16 protein-coding genes and 1 riboswitch are annotated in these 13,546 nt (G+C 69.3%); of the genes, 13 read left to right on the top strand and 3 right to left on the bottom strand.

Annotation, left to right across the window (positions count from 1 at the left end; translation table 11 throughout):
* Window positions 1-40: 40 nt before the first annotated feature.
* The 7 genes from BW996_RS02975 to BW996_RS02945 all read left to right on the top strand — a co-directional run bounded on the left by BW996_RS02975 (window position 41) and on the right by BW996_RS02945 (window position 5,565).
* Entirely contained in the window at window positions 41-1,384 is a 1,344-nt protein-coding gene (locus BW996_RS02975) for a serine/threonine-protein kinase (RefSeq protein WP_051631726.1), read from the top strand.
* A 53-nt stretch (window positions 1,385-1,437) separates the two neighbouring features.
* A complete protein-coding gene (locus BW996_RS02970) occupies window positions 1,438-1,878 on the top strand; it encodes a CopD family protein (protein ID WP_037479857.1) in 441 nt (146 codons plus the stop codon).
* A gap of 12 nt (window positions 1,879-1,890) precedes the next feature.
* Window positions 1,891-3,054, top strand: a complete 1,164-nt coding sequence (locus tag BW996_RS02965) for a VanZ family protein (protein WP_051631727.1) — start codon at window positions 1,891-1,893, stop codon at window positions 3,052-3,054.
* Between the two features lie 26 nt (window positions 3,055-3,080).
* Entirely contained in the window at window positions 3,081-3,410 is a 330-nt protein-coding gene (locus BW996_RS02960; protein WP_051631728.1) for a (2Fe-2S) ferredoxin domain-containing protein, read from the top strand.
* Window positions 3,407-4,024, top strand: a complete 618-nt coding sequence (locus BW996_RS02955; RefSeq protein ID WP_037479859.1) for an alpha/beta hydrolase — start codon at window positions 3,407-3,409, stop codon at window positions 4,022-4,024. Before BW996_RS02960 ends, BW996_RS02955 begins: the two co-directional genes overlap by 4 nt.
* An 87-nt stretch (window positions 4,025-4,111) precedes the next feature.
* Window positions 4,112-5,263, top strand: coding sequence for a D-alanyl-D-alanine carboxypeptidase family protein (locus BW996_RS02950; RefSeq protein ID WP_037479862.1), 1,152 nt, complete (start codon window positions 4,112-4,114; stop codon window positions 5,261-5,263).
* 17 nt (window positions 5,264-5,280) lie between these two features.
* The gene (locus BW996_RS02945) at window positions 5,281-5,565 is read left to right on the top strand and encodes a YbeD family protein (RefSeq protein ID WP_037479865.1); all 285 of its coding nucleotides are present in this window, start codon (window positions 5,281-5,283) and stop codon (window positions 5,563-5,565) included.
* Between the two features lie 25 nt (window positions 5,566-5,590).
* Here the strand turns inward: BW996_RS02945 and BW996_RS02940 are convergent, their stop codons facing one another.
* Window positions 5,591-5,800 carry a DUF2788 domain-containing protein gene (locus BW996_RS02940; protein ID WP_037479868.1) on the bottom strand — a complete coding sequence of 70 codons (210 nt, stop codon included), beginning with the start codon at window positions 5,798-5,800 and terminating at the stop codon, window positions 5,591-5,593.
* Window positions 5,801-6,016: 216 nt separating this feature from the next.
* The gene (locus tag BW996_RS02935) at window positions 6,017-6,778 is read right to left on the bottom strand and encodes a DUF2189 domain-containing protein (RefSeq protein ID WP_037479871.1); all 762 of its coding nucleotides are present in this window, start codon (window positions 6,776-6,778) and stop codon (window positions 6,017-6,019) included.
* A gap of 381 nt (window positions 6,779-7,159) precedes the next feature.
* Between BW996_RS02935 and BW996_RS02930 the strand changes: the two genes are divergently transcribed.
* The 6 genes from BW996_RS02930 (at window position 7,160) to BW996_RS02905 (ending at window position 12,719) form a co-directional block, all read left to right on the top strand.
* On the top strand, window positions 7,160-7,438 hold the full coding sequence (locus BW996_RS02930) for a hypothetical protein (protein ID WP_139330716.1): 279 nt from the start codon (window positions 7,160-7,162) through the stop codon (window positions 7,436-7,438).
* Window positions 7,439-7,579: 141 nt separating this feature from the next.
* Window positions 7,580-8,443, top strand: coding sequence for an HDOD domain-containing protein (locus BW996_RS02925; protein ID WP_139330715.1), 864 nt, complete (start codon window positions 7,580-7,582; stop codon window positions 8,441-8,443).
* Window positions 8,444-8,549: 106 nt separating this feature from the next.
* Window positions 8,550-8,636: riboswitch (S-adenosyl-L-homocysteine riboswitch) on the top strand.
* A 152-nt stretch (window positions 8,637-8,788) separates the two neighbouring features.
* Window positions 8,789-10,222 (top strand): adenosylhomocysteinase, encoded by a 1,434-nt coding sequence (gene ahcY / locus BW996_RS02920; protein WP_037479877.1) that lies wholly within the window; start codon window positions 8,789-8,791, stop codon window positions 10,220-10,222.
* A gap of 23 nt (window positions 10,223-10,245) precedes the next feature.
* Complete coding sequence (locus BW996_RS02915; RefSeq protein ID WP_037479880.1) at window positions 10,246-11,007, top strand: TlyA family RNA methyltransferase; 762 nt, start codon at window positions 10,246-10,248, stop codon at window positions 11,005-11,007.
* A gap of 52 nt (window positions 11,008-11,059) precedes the next feature.
* Complete coding sequence (gene metF / locus BW996_RS02910) at window positions 11,060-11,929, top strand: methylenetetrahydrofolate reductase [NAD(P)H] (protein WP_037479883.1); 870 nt, start codon at window positions 11,060-11,062, stop codon at window positions 11,927-11,929.
* Window positions 11,930-12,113: 184 nt separating this feature from the next.
* On the top strand, window positions 12,114-12,719 hold the full coding sequence (locus BW996_RS02905) for an OmpW/AlkL family protein (RefSeq protein WP_037479886.1): 606 nt from the start codon (window positions 12,114-12,116) through the stop codon (window positions 12,717-12,719).
* Window positions 12,720-12,880: 161 nt separating this feature from the next.
* Here BW996_RS02905 and BW996_RS02900 read toward each other — a convergent pair whose 3' ends face one another.
* Window positions 12,881-13,477 carry a 5-formyltetrahydrofolate cyclo-ligase gene (locus BW996_RS02900; RefSeq protein WP_051631730.1) on the bottom strand — a complete coding sequence of 199 codons (597 nt, stop codon included), beginning with the start codon at window positions 13,475-13,477 and terminating at the stop codon, window positions 12,881-12,883.
* Window positions 13,478-13,546 lie beyond the last annotated feature (69 nt).

Here is a 13,546-nt window from a genome sequence, read left to right as displayed (position 1 = left end):
CCGATGAAAAGATCGCCCACCCTGTCCGAGCCCGCCGCCGATGATCGATCTCTCCGCCCCGGACCTCTCCGACCCGCCGCAGCGCATCGGCAAGTACCGCGTGATCCGCCGTCTCGGCGAGGGCACGACCAGCGAGGTCTTCCTCTGCCACGACGAGTTCAACGATCGCCAGGTCGCGGTCAAGCGGGTGCGCGCCAGCGTGCTGGGCGACGCGGCCGACGCGCATGTCTTCGCGCGCTTCTTCGCTTCGGAGGCGGCGCTGGCCGGGCGGCTGCACCACCCGAACGTGGTCGACATCCTGGACGCGGTGCCCGACCCGCGTGCGCCTTATGTGGTGATGGAGTACGTGCCCGGCACGACGCTGCGCGCCTTCTGCGCGCCCGACCATCTGCTGCCGCTCGACCAGATCGTCGAAATCGGCTTCAAGTGCGCGATGGCGCTGGGCTACTGCTATCGCCAGGGGCTGATCCACCGCGACGTCAAGCCGGCCAACATCCTGACCGTGGGCAGCGACCGCGAGGTGCGCGACATCAAGCTGACCGACTTCGGCAGCGCGCTGAACCTGCGCTCGGACGAGACGCAGGTCCACCGCGTCGGCTCGCTGGCCTACATGTCGCCGGAGCAGCTCGACGGCGCCGAGCTCGACGCGCGCGCCGACATCTACGGCCTGGGCGCGGTGCTCTATCACCTGATCGCCGGCCATGCGCCCTTCGAGGCCTCCAGCCAGGCCAGCCTGATGCACCAGATCTGCCATGTCGAGCCGCCCTCGCTGGTGGGCGTGCGCACCGGGGTCTCGCCGGCGCTCGACCGGGTGGTGCGCCGCTGCCTGGCCAAGCGTGCCGACGACCGCCATGCCTCCTGGGAGGCGCTCGGCGAGGCGCTCTCCGGCCTGATCGCGATGCAGCATGTGCCGCGCGGCGCGGTGCAGGGCGTGCTCGACTCCGAGCGCTTCACGCTGCTGCGCACGCTGGACTTCTTCACCCGCTTCGGCGACATCGCGCTGTGGGAGGTGGTGCACCGGGCGCGCTGGGAGCGCCTGCCCGCCGGCCAGGCGCTGTACCGCCGCGGTGAGGAGGGCCGCACCTTCCACATCATCGCCACCGGCACGCTGGAGGTCTGGCGCGACGGCCGGCGCGTGGCGGTGCTGGGCTCGGGCACCTCGGTCGGCGAGATGGCCTATCTGGCGCCCAATCCGGAGCTGCGGGTGCACAGCACCGACGTGATCGTGACCGACAGCGCCACGACGATCTCCTTCACGCCCGATACCCTGGCCCGGCTGAGCCCGGCCACCCGGCATCTGTTCGACGAGGCCTTCATCCGGGTGCTGGTGCGCCGGCTGCATGCCGCGCACGAGGCGCTGGCCCACCCGCGCCGCATCCTCTAGCCGCAGTGACCTGCCCCGGTCAGGGGCGCTGGTCCGGGCCGTATCATCGCCCCATGGACACGCTCTACCTGGGGACCAAGACCCTGCACATCATCCTCGTGGCCAGCTGGTTCGCGGGGCTGTTCTACCTGCCGCGCATCCTGGTCAACCTGGCGATGGTCGCGCCCGACAGTCATGCCGAGCGCGAGCGCCTGCTGCTGATGGGGCGCAAGCTGCAGCGCTTTGCCACCGTGCTGATGGTGATCGCGCTGGTCACCGGCCTGGCGCTGTGGCTGGGCTGGCCCTTCTGGCGCGGCCCCGGCAATGCCTGGGTGCATGCCAAGCTGACGCTGGTGGTGGCGGTCATCGGCTTCCATCACATGAACGCGCGGCTGCTGCGCGGCTTCGAGCGCGCCGACAATCGCCGCAGCCATGTCTGGTTCCGTGTCTACAACGAGATCTCGGTGCTGCTGTTCGCCGCGATCGTCGCGCTGGTCGTCTTCAAGCCCTTCTGACCGTCCGGGGCGATGACGTCCGCCGCGCTGCCGCCATCGCCTGCGCCGCCGCTGGCGCACCGCTCGTCCTCCTGGCCGCTGGCCTGGCTGTGGGCCGGGCTGATCGTCTACGCCAGCCTGCACCCCTTCGGGCCGTGGCGCTGGCCGGTGCTGCTGCCGGGCCAGCTGCCGCATGAGCTGCTGTGGCTGCCGGTGCAGCGCCACAACCGCTTCGATCTCTGGGCCAACTTCGCCGGCTACCTGCCGCTCGGGCTGCTGCTGGCGCTGGCCTGGCTGCGTGCCGGCCGGCGGCCGCTCGGCACGCTGCTGCAGGCGCTGCTGTTCGGCTCGCTGCTGTCGCTGCTGATGGAGTGGACGCAGAACCTGCTGCCGCTGCGCGTGCCCTCGCGCCATGACTGGCTGCTCAACAGCGCCGGCACGCTGGTCGGTGCGCTGGTGGCGGTGCTGCTGCTGCGCCTGGGCGTTCTGGCGCACTGGCAGCGTCTGCGCGACGTGATCTTCGTGCCCCACGGCACGCTGGGGCTGGCGCTGCTGCTGTCCTGGCCGATCGGGCTGCTTTTCCCCCCGCCCGTGCCGCTGGCCACCGGGCAGGCCCTGGAGCGGCTGCTGGTCGCGCTCGATGTCTGGCTGGCCGACACGCCGCTGCGTCGCTGGGTGCCGCTGCCCGATCCGGTCGGCGCGCTCGAACCCGGCGCCGAGGTCTCGGTGATCGCGCTCGGGCTGCTGGCGCCCTGCGTGGTCAGCTTCGTGATGCTGCGCCGGGTGCGTCACCGCATCGTGACGCTGGCGCTGCTGCTGCTGGCCGGCGTCGGTGCGACCGCGCTGTCGACGCTGCTGAACTTCGGCCCCGAGCACGCGATGTCCTGGCTGACGCCGCCGGTGCTGCCGGGTCTGCTGGTCGGGCTGGGCCTGGGGCTGGGCCTGGCCTTCGTGCCACGCCGGCTGGTCGCCGCGCTGGGGCTGGTGGCGCTGACGCTGCTGATCATGCTGGTGACCCAGGCGGGAACCGATCCGTACTTCTCGCTGAGTCTGACCGGCTGGGAGCGCGGACGCTTCATCCGCTTTCACGGCCTGGCGCAGTGGATCGGCTGGCTCTGGCCCTTCGCCGCCTTGCTGTTTCTGCTGATCCAGGTCGCCGATCCCCACCGCATCCGCGCCCCCGCGCCTGTGCCCTGATCGGGGTGACTCCTACAATCCAGCCCATGAGCAGCTACTTCGAACGCCACATCTTCTTCTGCCTGAACCAGCGTGACAACGGCGAGTCCTGCTGCGCCGACCACGATGCCCAGGCAGCCTTCGACCACTGCAAGAAGCAGGTCAAGGCCGCCGGTCTGGCCGGGCCGGGCAAGGTGCGCGTCAACAAGGCGGGCTGCCTGGACCGCTGCGCGGGCGGCCCGGTCGCGGTGGTCTACCCGGACGCGACCTGGTACACCTTCGTCGACCGCAGCGACATCGACGAGATCGTCGAGTCGCACCTGAAGAACGGCCAGATCGTCGAGCGGCTGGTCGTGCCTGCGGACGTCGGCCGATGAACGCGCAGACCGAACGCGCCCGGATCACCGGTCCGGCCGGCACGATCGAGATCGCCATCGACCATCCGGCCGAGCGCGAGGCGCCGGTCGGCGTGGTGGTGCTGTCGCATCCGCACCCGCTGTTCGGCGGCACGATGGACAACAAGGTCGTGCAGACCATGGTCCGCGCCTTCCTGCAGATGGGCTGGCGCACGGTGCGCCACAACTTCCGCGGCGTCGGCGCCAGCGAAGGCACGCACGACGAGGGCCGCGGCGAGAGCGAGGACCTGCTGGCGGTGATCGCCGCGCACCGCCTGCCCGGGCGGCCGCTGGCGCTGGGCGGCTTCTCCTTCGGCGCCTATGTCACCACGCTGGCCGCGGCGCAGCTGGAGGGCGACGCCCGCGCCTCGCGCCTGCTGCTGGTCGGCCCGTCGACGCAGCGTGCTCTTCCTGCCGACGTGCCGCCCGACACGGTAGTGATCCACGGCGAGGCCGACGACGTGGTGCCGCTGTCGGCGACGATGGACTGGGCGCGGCCGCAGCAGCTGCCGGTCATCGTCATGCCCGGCACCGGCCATTTCTTCCACGGCCAGCTTACCCAGCTGCGCGACCTGATCGTGCGCAGCTGGCGCTGACCGGCCTGCGCCCCTTCGCCGCCGTGCCGGGGAACCGGCCGGCCGCCCGCGTGTTCCAACGCGCCTGAACGAATTCCGACCGCTCCGATGAAACGACTTCTTGCTTCCCTCGCGCTGGCCGCGCTGCTGCCGCAGACCGTGTCCGCCCAGGCGCTGCCCCAGCCGCCCGAGATCGCCGCCCGCGCCTATGTGCTGCTCGACCTGAGCACCAACCAGCCGCTGGCCGCGCGCGATGCCGACGTGACCGTCGAGCCCGCCTCGCTGACCAAGCTGATGACCGCCTACCTGGTCTTCCAGGCCCTGCGCGACAAGAAGCTCGCGCTCGACCAGGAGCTGACCGTTTCCGAGCGTGCCTGGCGCACCGGCATGACCGATGCGTCGCGCATGTACATCCAGGTCGGCAACAAGGTGAAGGTCGAGGACCTCATCAAGGGCATGATCGTGCAGAGCGGCAACGATGCCACCGTGCTGCTGGCCGAGGCGGTCGGCGGCTCGGTCGAGAACTTCGTCGCGATGATGAACCGCCAGGCCCAGGCCTTCGGCCTGAAGGTCTCGCAGTTCAGGAACCCCGAGGGCCTGCCGGCCCCGGGCCATGTCAGCACGGTGCGCGAGCTCGGCATCATCGCTACCCGGCTGCTTCAGGACTTCCCCGGCGAGGTCAAGTTCTACTCGATCAAGGAATTCACCTTCAACAAGATCACGCAGCAGAACCGCAACCTGCTGCTGTGGCGCGATCCGAGCGTCGACGGTCTGAAGACCGGCTACACCGATGCGGCCGGCTATTGCCTGATCGCCACCGCCAAGCGCGATCTGCCCAACGGATCACGCCGGCTGCTGAGCGTCGTCGTCGGGGCCTCGTCGAAGGAGTCGCGTGCGGTCGAGAGCCAGAAGCTGCTCAACTGGGGCTACAGCAGCTGGGATGCGGTCAAGGTCTACGATGCCCGCCAGGTCATCGCTTCGGCCGAGGTCTGGAAGGGCGCGGCCTCTACCGCCAAGATCGGCACTCAGGTGCCGGTGAGCGTGGCTGTGCCGCGTGGCGAGGCGGCACAGGTCAAGACGCAACTGGTGCGCACCGATCCGCTGATCGCGCCGCTCAGCCAGGGCCAGCAGGTCGGCACGCTGAAGGTGCTGTCGGGCACGCGCGTGCTCGCCGAGGTGCCGGTCACCGTGCTGGAGCCGGTCGCTCAGGCCGGCATGTTCGGGCGCGCCTGGGACCAGCTGCGCCTGTGGCTGCGTTGAAGCAAGGAGAGTCCGAGATGCACACCCCGCCCGTCATTCCGCCCGAGCAGTCGCTCATCGAGTATCCCTGCGCCTTCCCGATCAAGGTCATGGGCCTGCATGTCGATGGCTTCGCGGCCGCGATCGCGCAGGTGGCGCTGCAGTTCGATCCCGGCTTCGATCCCGCGACGATCGAGCACCGCCCCAGTGCCAAGGGCAACTATCTGGGCCTGACGATCACCATCAACGCCACCAGCCGGGAGCAGCTCGACGAGCTCTACCGGACGCTGACCACCCATCCGATGGTCAAGATGGTGATCTGAGCCGTGATCCGAGCGGGATCTGCGCTCAGATCCCCATCGCCCAGGCGATGATGTTCTTCGCCACGAAGCCCAGCATGCCGAAGGCCAGCACGATGAACAGGACGAAGGTTCCGAACTTGCCGGCCTTCGACTCGCGCGCGAGCTGCAGCACGATGAAGAGCATGTAGAGAATGAAGGCGCTGACACCGATGGTCAGACCGAACTGGGCGAGCTGTTCCTCGGTGTAGCCGAACATGGGCAGGCAGGGGGCGAAAGAGGGCGGGGCGCGGTGGGTGCGGCAAGGCGCCGGGATGATACGCGCTGGCGCCGGTCGGGCCGTCATGCCCTTTTGCAGCTCAGGCCTGCCGATTGATGGCGATCAAGTTCTTTCCCGGTGACCGGGCACTCGCCCTTGTGGCGTGTTGTCGGAGAGACACGCGGGCGCTTGCGCGCTTGTGGGCGCCGCTGCGGCTCAGCCCTCGGTCGGCAGCAGATCGCGGTAGGCATGCCAGCTGGCATGACCCAGCATCGGCATCACGAAGACCAGGCCCAGCATCAGCGAGCCCATGCCGAGCAGCGCGAAGCCCATCACCAGCACCGCCCAGACGCCCATCGGCACCGGGTTCTCCAGCACGGTGCGCCAGCTCGCCAGCACCGCGTCGCCGACGCTGACCTGACGATCGACCAGCATCGGGATCGCGGTCACGCTCGAGGCGAAGACCGGTGCCGCCAGCAGCCCGCCCAGTGCCAGCCAGGCCTCGAACAGCCAGGACTCCCGGTTCAGCACCACAAGGGTCAGGAAATCGGCTGGCGTCTGCACCGGCTGCGGTGCCATCAGCGTGATCAGCGCAGCCGAGGTCATCACCCAGCCTGTGCCTGCGGCGGCCAGCAGCAGCCCGAATCCGACCAGACGTCGATCCAGCGAGCGCCAGATCGCGAACACCGTCGACCAGCCCGCGGTCTCGCCCCGCTCGATGGCGCGACTGACCGCATAGAGGCCGGTCGCCAGGATGGGCGCCACCAGCAGGAAGCCTGACATCGAGCCGGCCAGCAGCCAGAAGCGATCGCGTGCCAGCAGCATCAGCAACATGCCGAACAGCGCCATCAGGGCGCCGTGACCGAATCCGACCTGAGGGGCCATCCGGATGTCATGACATGCACGCTCCAGCCAGACCATCGGCTGCAGCGGCCGGAGGGTGCGCACGGGCAAGGCGGCAACGGCGTGGGCGTTCATGCAGTCCATCCTAGGCCTGTCGACATGACCCTGATACCCGTGCTGTTCCTAGGTCGGGTGCCGTTTGCGGGGTCATGGGGTTTCATTCAGGACAGCGGTCCCTGTCCGTCCGAGGGTTTCTCCTGAATCCGGAACCTGAAAAATTACCGGGTATCCGACTGATACCCGATTCCATCTTTGGGGGGCTTTCCGGCCGCGGCGCGCATCGCCTAGCATGATCTCGACTGTCAAGACATTTCCGCCGGACATGTCGCAGTAATTCGGAAACTCTCGTGAATGCGATGAAACCCTCATCCACTGGCCCGTCGATTTGCCGAATGACCGTTCCGAGCCTCTCTCCTCCTCGCGATACCTGACCGTTTTTTCGAGCTTGCCACCGCCATGAACACCTCGCTCTCTCTGGCTGCCTCGTCGGCCCCCTCGTCCCGCCCCGCCGCTGCACCACGCTTTCACGCCCTGCGCTCCTGGCTAAGCCTGATGCGATCGCGTCGCGCTCGGCTCGTTGCGGATCTGGACCGTGACCGTGCAGCGCACGAGGCCTGTGCCAGCGAAGGTGTTGCACTCGAGGTCCGCTCCATCGATCTCGATGGCCGGCGTTTCGAGGCGCTGTATCGCCATGGCGACCTGATCTGCCTGCTGCCGGATTCGCCGCGCAACTGAGCGTGGATTCCTGGACCGTGGGCTGAACGGCTGATCGCGGCCGTTCCGTGCGCCTGATCGGGGGATTGGCGCATCTGCGGTGCTCATAACATCGGTCAGGACATTCCTGTGCCGTCACATCCGCCTGCCGAGGAGCCGGACATGAGCCCGCAGTCCCCCCTTCCGACCGACCCCGATGCCTGGGGTGCCTTTCTTTGTGCCGTGCCGGCGCCGATCCTGGCCGATACCGCCGAGCAGCTGACCGAGCTGGCGTTGCTCGAGGAGCGCTGCGGCAATGTCGACGCGCACATGATCGCCGACGCGGTGCGAGGTGACCCGCTGATGACGATGCGGGTGCTGTCCCACGCCGGCCGGCACCGCGGCGAGCACCAGGTCACCGAGATCCAGACCGTCACGGCAGCGGTCGTGCTGATGGGCATCGGGCCCTTCTTCCGCGCCTTTCCGCCTGCGGGCCTGCGGGTGCTGGAGGAAGAACTGCGCACCGGCGCCGATCCGCAGCGGCTCGACGAGGTGATGCGCCTGCTCGAGCGCGCCTGGCGCACCGCGCGGGTGGTCACCGAGTTCGAGCTGCAGCATGGCGATCCGCATGCCGAGGCGATGCAGGGTGCGGCCGTGATGCACAACCTCGCCGAGGTGCTGCTGTGGTGGCGAGCGCCAGAGGTGGCACGTCGGCTCGGGCGCGATCCCGACGAGGCTCGTCAGCGCGAGCTGCTCGGTGGCACGCTGGTCGAACTGCAGCAGGCCTTGATGAGTCAGGCCCGGCTGTCGACGCTGCTGTGCCAGCTGCTGCCGCGTCCGCATGAGGAGGCGCACGATCCCGAGCGGGGCGGCCTGGCGCTGCTGCGTCCACAGCGTCGGCTGCTGGCGCTGTCGGCCACGCTGGCGCGCCGCGCCGAGCTCGATCCGCCGGCCGGGCTGACCCTGGAGGAGCTCGAGGAGCTGGCCCAATGGCTGGCGCTGTCGACGCCGGCAGCCGAGCGACTGGCCGCCCAGGCCCTGCTCTGATCCAGGGCCCGGTCGCGGCTGGCGCCTGATCGGCGGATCACCCGGCCGCCGCAGGGGCTGATCCTCGCCACGGCGCTCGATCGGGCGTCGCTACAATGCGGGCCTCGTGTCCGAGGAGCGTTGCAAGGCCGGTCGATTCAGGCGACCGCCCCAGGCTCGGACCCCTTCCCACAGGCAACGGCGCTCACCCGTCCGACCGCGCACCCGACGCGGCCGGAAATCCCGGGGTGAGCTGCGCGCATCGCACTGCCATCGTGCTTCGTGCCGCGCCCGCCGGGCTTTCCTGCCGATGACGAGCGTGCGGTCCGGACGGTTCCATTCCTGGAACTTCTGGAGCTTGCTGACATGAACGCTGCCGTCGAATCCGTCTTCCGCGACTTCCACATCGCCGATCTCTCGCTGGCCGACTGGGGCCGCAAGGAGCTGACCATCGCCGAGGGCGAGATGCCCGCGCTGATGGCGATCCGCCAGGAATTTGCCGCGAGCCAGCCGCTCAAGGGCGCGCGCATCACCGGCTCGCTGCATATGACCATCCAGACCGGCGTGCTTGTCGAGACGCTGCAGGCGCTGGGCGCGCAGGTCCGCTGGGCCTCGTGCAACATCTATTCGACCCAGGACCATGCGGCCGCCGCGCTGGTGGCCCGGGGCACGCCGGTCTTCGCCTACAAGGGCGAGACGCTGAAGGATTACTGGGACTACACCCACCGCATCTTCGACTTCGGCCCGGCAGGCAGCGAGGGCGAAGGCCCGAACATGATCCTGGACGACGGCGGCGACGCGACGCTGCTGATGCACCTGGGCAAGAAGGCCGAGAAGGACGCGTCGGTCATCGCCAATCCGGGCAGCGAGGAAGAGCGCGAGCTGTTCGCCTCGATCCAGGCCAAGCTGGCGGTCGACCCGACCTGGTACAGCCGCAAGAGCGCGCAGATCCTGGGCGTGACCGAGGAGACCACCACCGGCGTGCACCGCCTGAACGAGATGTCGGCCAAGGGCCAGCTGATGTTCCGCGCGATCAACGTCAACGACTCGGTCACCAAGTCGAAGTTCGACAACCTGTATGGCTGCCGCGAGTCGCTGGTCGACGGCATCAAGCGCGCCACCGACGTGATGATCGCCGGCAAGATCGCCGTCGTCTGCGGCTACGGCGACGTGGGCAAGGGCTCGGCGCAGGCGCTGCGTGCGCTGTCGGCCCAGGTCTGGGTGACCGAGATCGACCCGATCAACGCGCTGCAGGCGGCGATGGAAGGCTACCGCGTCGTGACGATGGAATGGGCCGCTGCGCAGGCCGACATCTTCGTGACGACCACCGGCAACCGCGACGTCATCACCTACGAGCACATGGCGGCGATGAAGAACAACGCCATCGTCTGCAACATCGGCCACTTCGACAACGAGATCCAGGTCGCACGGCTGGAAGAGAAGTGCCGCTTCGAGGAAATCAAGCCGCAGGTCGACCATGTCGTCTTCGAGGATGGCAAGCGCATCATCCTGCTGGCACGCGGCCGCCTGGTGAACCTGGGCTGCGGCACCGGCCACCCGAGCTACGTGATGTCGTCGAGCTTCGCCAACCAGACGCTGGCGCAGATCGAGCTGTACGCGCACAAGGATGCCTACGACATCGGCAAGGTCTACGTGCTGCCCAAGCACCTCGACGAGAAGGTGGCGCGCCTGCAGCTGACCACGCTCAACGCCCAGCTGACCACGCTGACCGAGGAGCAGGCCGCCTACATCGGCGTGCCGGTGCAGGGCCCGTACAAGCCCGACACCTACCGCTACTGATCGGCCCCGCCGCGCTGTCGAAGATGCGTGCCGACCAGATGCTGGTGAGCCGCGGCCTGGCGCCGACGCGCTCGGCCGCGCAGCGGCTGATCGCCCAGGGCGCCGTGCGCTGGCTCGGGCCCCGGGGCTGGAGCATGCCGCGCAAGGCCGGCGACGAGCTGCCCGAGGGCTGCGAGATCGAGGTCACCGACGACGCCGAGCTGCGCTGGGTGTCGCGCGGGGGACTGAAGCTCGAGGGCGCGCTGGCGGCCTGCGGGCTGGAGGTCGCCGGCCAGGTGGCGCTCGATGTCGGCCAGAGCACCGGCGGCTTCACCGACGTGCTGCTGGCGCGCGGTGCCGCGCGGGTGGTCGGTGTCGATGTCGGTCACGGCCAGCTGCACCCGCGCCTGCGTGGCGACGCCCGCGTCACCGCGCTGGAGGGCCTCAACGCCCGCCATCTGGCGGCGGCCGACCTGGGTGCGGCGATGCCGGCGGGCGGCTTCGGCTTCATCACCGGCGACCTGTCCTTCATCTCGCTGGCGCTGGTGCTGCCGGCGCTGGCGCCGCTGCTGGCTCCGGCCGGCGACCTGCTGATGCTGGTCAAGCCGCAGTTCGAGCTGCAGCCCGGCGACATCGGCAAGGGCGGCCTGGTGAAGGACGCGGCCGCGCTGGCGCGGGTCGAGCCCCGGCTGCGCGAGGCCGCGGCCGGCTGCGGCCTGGCGGTGCAGCGCTGGCTGGACAGCCCGATCACCGGCGGCGACGGCAACCGCGAATTCCTGATGCACGCGCGGCGCATTCCCGGCTGACCCGCCGCAGGCGCCGCGCCGACGACCCTTTCTCCCGCTGGAGACTTTCCCCATGACGACGACCCCCGCGGCCCCGCTGCCGCTGAGTCTCGAGTTCTTCCCGCCCAAGACGCCCGAGGGCACGGCCAAGCTGGCCCAGGTGCGCCGCGAGCTCTACGTGCTGGAGCCGCAGTTCTGCTCGGTGACCTATGGCGCTGGCGGCAGCACGCAGGACGGCACGATCGGCGCCGTCCAGGCCATCCTTGACGAGGGCCGCGAGGCCGCGTCCCACTTCACCTGCGTCGGCGCGACGCGCGAGTCGGTGCGCGAGCGCCTGGCGCAGTTCAAGGCGATGGGCCTGAAGCGCATCGTCGCGCTGCGCGGCGACCTGCCCAGCGGCTTCGGTCCGATGGGCGAGTTCCGCCACGCCAGCGACCTGGTGAGCTTCATCCGAGCCGAGACCGGCGACCACTTCCACATCGAGGTGGCGGCCTATCCCGAGATGCACCCGCAGGCCAAGTCGCCGCAGGCCGACGTGCAGGCCTTCGCGGCCAAGGCCCGCGCCGGCGCGGACTCGGCGATCACGCAGTTCTTCTTCAACTCGGACGCCTATTTCCGCTTCGTCGAGGATGCGCAGGCGCTGGGCGCGGACATCCCGGTGGTGCCCGGCATCATGCCGATCACCAACTCCAGCGGCATCCTGCGCTTCGCCGACAGCTGCGGCGCGGAGGTGCCGCGCTGGATCCGCCTGCGCCTGCAGAGCTTCGGCGACGACAGCGCCTCGATCCGCGCCTTCGGCCTGGACGTGGTCACCGACCTGTGCGAGCAGCTGCGCTGCGCCGGCGTGCCGGCGCTGCACTTCTACACGATGAACGCCAGCGCGACGGTGCTGGAGATCTGCCGCCGGCTCGAGCTGATCCCCGCGGCGGCGCCCGCGCAGTGATGCAAAAAGGCGACAGCGCACGGTCGCGCATCTGACGCAGGTCAAGCCGGCTGCGCCCCGAGGGGCGCGCGGCCAGCGACTTGAGCCGCCGCAAGTCGACAGCCGGCGCGTCAGGCTCCAATGGATTCATGCCCGGTGCCAAGACCAAGAGGTGCCGGAAACCGAATCCCTACAGGAGCCCGCCATGAACAAGACCTGCCTCGCCCTCGCTGCCGTTGCCGCCCTCGTCGCCACGCCGCTCGCCTCGGCCCAGAACGCGGCCGGTGATCTGGTGATGCGTGCCCGCGTGGTCCACCTGGATCCGGCCAACAAGGACAGCATTCCCGGCCTCGACGTCGGCATCAACAGCAAGGTGCTGCCGGAAGTCGACTTCACCTACTTCATCTCGCCGAACCTGGCCGCCGAGCTGATCCTGACCTATCCGCAGAAGCAGGATGTCAAGGCTGACGGCACCAAGATCGGCACGCTCAAGCACCTGCCGCCGACCCTGACGCTGCAGTACCACTTCACCGACCTGGGCCTGGGCGCGCTCAAGCCCTATGTCGGCGCCGGCCTGAACTACACCCGCTTCTCGAACGTCAGCCTGCCGAGCGGCCTGTCGATCGACAAGAACAGCTTCGGCGGCGCGCTGCAGATCGGCACCGACTTCGCCATCGACAAGAACTGGTCGGTCAACCTGGACGTCAAGAAGGTCTGGATCCGCACCGACCTGAGCGCGGCCGGCGCGACGCTGGGCAAGATCAAGGTCGACCCGGTGCTGGTCGGCGTGGGCGTCGGCTACAAGTTCTGATTCCGGATCTGATCCCGAATCCGATTGCGGGGTGACCGGGCGGCCTCAAGCGCCCGGGGGGAGAACGCTGGAGAGGCGTCGGGGAGAGAGACCGCGGCCGTGGCAGGCAACTGCCACGGCCGCTCCCCTTTCCGGGGCGCTTTCCGGTGCAGCGCCCAGGCTCAGGCGTCGCGCTGCCAGACCGTGCCTTCCTCGGTCAGCATCGCGTCGAGCGGCACGTCGTGCGGCTCGGCCTCGAGCCACGGGATGAAGCCGTGGCCGTAGCCGATGCCGGCGGTGTAGGGCATCGGGTCGAGCGAGGCCAGCGTGCGGTCGTAGAAGCCGCCGCCGTAGCCCAGGCGCACGCCCTTCGGTCCGAAGCCGACGCAGGGCACCAGCAGCAGCTCGGGGTGGAACTCCTCGGTGTCCTTGGGCTTGAGAATGCCGTAGGCATCCTCCTCCATCGGGCAGCCCGGGTACCAGACATGGAAGCGCAGCTGGCGGGTCTTCTTGTCGATGACCGGCAGGCCGATGCGCCGCGACGGGTCGGACTCGCTCCAGCGGTAGAGCGCCGGCAGCGCGTCGAACTCGCCCTTGATCGACCAGAACGCGCCGATGGTGCGCTCGCGCCGGGTCAGCAGCCAGACCATCAGCACCTCCTGCAGGTGGACCGAGCGCTGGTGGCGGTCGCTCATCGACATCCGCTCGGCCTGGAGCTGCTTGCGCAGCACGGCCTTGTCGCGGGGCGGATCGGGCAGCTTGAAGGGCGTGGAGGTCATCGCGTGCGGCGGCGTGGGCGTTGAAGGGCGGGTCGTCGGATTGTGCGTGGCTTTGACGCACCGCGGCAA

The sequence above is a fragment of the Sphaerotilus natans genome, from assembly GCF_900156335.1.
GTDB classification, from domain to species: Bacteria; Pseudomonadota; Gammaproteobacteria; order Burkholderiales; family Burkholderiaceae_C; genus Sphaerotilus; species Sphaerotilus natans.
Note: the sequence above shows the minus strand (reverse complement) of the source record. Positions and strands in the feature narration are given on the sequence as shown.

What these genes read in the sequence shown, in the direction of transcription:
- BW996_RS02940 (WP_037479868.1), bottom strand. Translation starts at nt 5,800, where the DNA reads ATGTTCGGCTACACCGAGGAACAGCTCGCCCAGTTCGGTCTGACCATC.
- BW996_RS02930 (WP_139330716.1), top strand. Translation starts at nt 7,160, where the DNA reads ATGAACACCTCGCTCTCTCTGGCTGCCTCGTCGGCCCCCTCGTCCCGC.
- BW996_RS02945 (WP_037479865.1), top strand. Translation starts at nt 5,281, where the DNA reads ATGCACACCCCGCCCGTCATTCCGCCCGAGCAGTCGCTCATCGAGTAT.
- BW996_RS02955 (WP_037479859.1), top strand. Translation starts at nt 3,407, where the DNA reads ATGAACGCGCAGACCGAACGCGCCCGGATCACCGGTCCGGCCGGCACG.
- ahcY (WP_037479877.1), top strand. Translation starts at nt 8,789, where the DNA reads ATGAACGCTGCCGTCGAATCCGTCTTCCGCGACTTCCACATCGCCGAT.
- BW996_RS02935 (WP_037479871.1), bottom strand. Translation starts at nt 6,778, where the DNA reads ATGAACGCCCACGCCGTTGCCGCCTTGCCCGTGCGCACCCTCCGGCCG.
- metF (WP_037479883.1), top strand. Translation starts at nt 11,060, where the DNA reads ATGACGACGACCCCCGCGGCCCCGCTGCCGCTGAGTCTCGAGTTCTTC.
- BW996_RS02900 (WP_051631730.1), bottom strand. Translation starts at nt 13,477, where the DNA reads ATGACCTCCACGCCCTTCAAGCTGCCCGATCCGCCCCGCGACAAGGCC.
- BW996_RS02970 (WP_037479857.1), top strand. Translation starts at nt 1,438, where the DNA reads ATGGACACGCTCTACCTGGGGACCAAGACCCTGCACATCATCCTCGTG.
- BW996_RS02925 (WP_139330715.1), top strand. Translation starts at nt 7,580, where the DNA reads ATGAGCCCGCAGTCCCCCCTTCCGACCGACCCCGATGCCTGGGGTGCC.
- BW996_RS02950 (WP_037479862.1), top strand. Translation starts at nt 4,112, where the DNA reads ATGAAACGACTTCTTGCTTCCCTCGCGCTGGCCGCGCTGCTGCCGCAG.
- BW996_RS02965 (WP_051631727.1), top strand. Translation starts at nt 1,891, where the DNA reads ATGACGTCCGCCGCGCTGCCGCCATCGCCTGCGCCGCCGCTGGCGCAC.
- BW996_RS02975 (WP_051631726.1), top strand. Translation starts at nt 41, where the DNA reads ATGATCGATCTCTCCGCCCCGGACCTCTCCGACCCGCCGCAGCGCATC.
- BW996_RS02905 (WP_037479886.1), top strand. Translation starts at nt 12,114, where the DNA reads ATGAACAAGACCTGCCTCGCCCTCGCTGCCGTTGCCGCCCTCGTCGCC.
- BW996_RS02960 (WP_051631728.1), top strand. Translation starts at nt 3,081, where the DNA reads ATGAGCAGCTACTTCGAACGCCACATCTTCTTCTGCCTGAACCAGCGT.
- BW996_RS02915 (WP_037479880.1), top strand. Translation starts at nt 10,246, where the DNA reads ATGCGTGCCGACCAGATGCTGGTGAGCCGCGGCCTGGCGCCGACGCGC.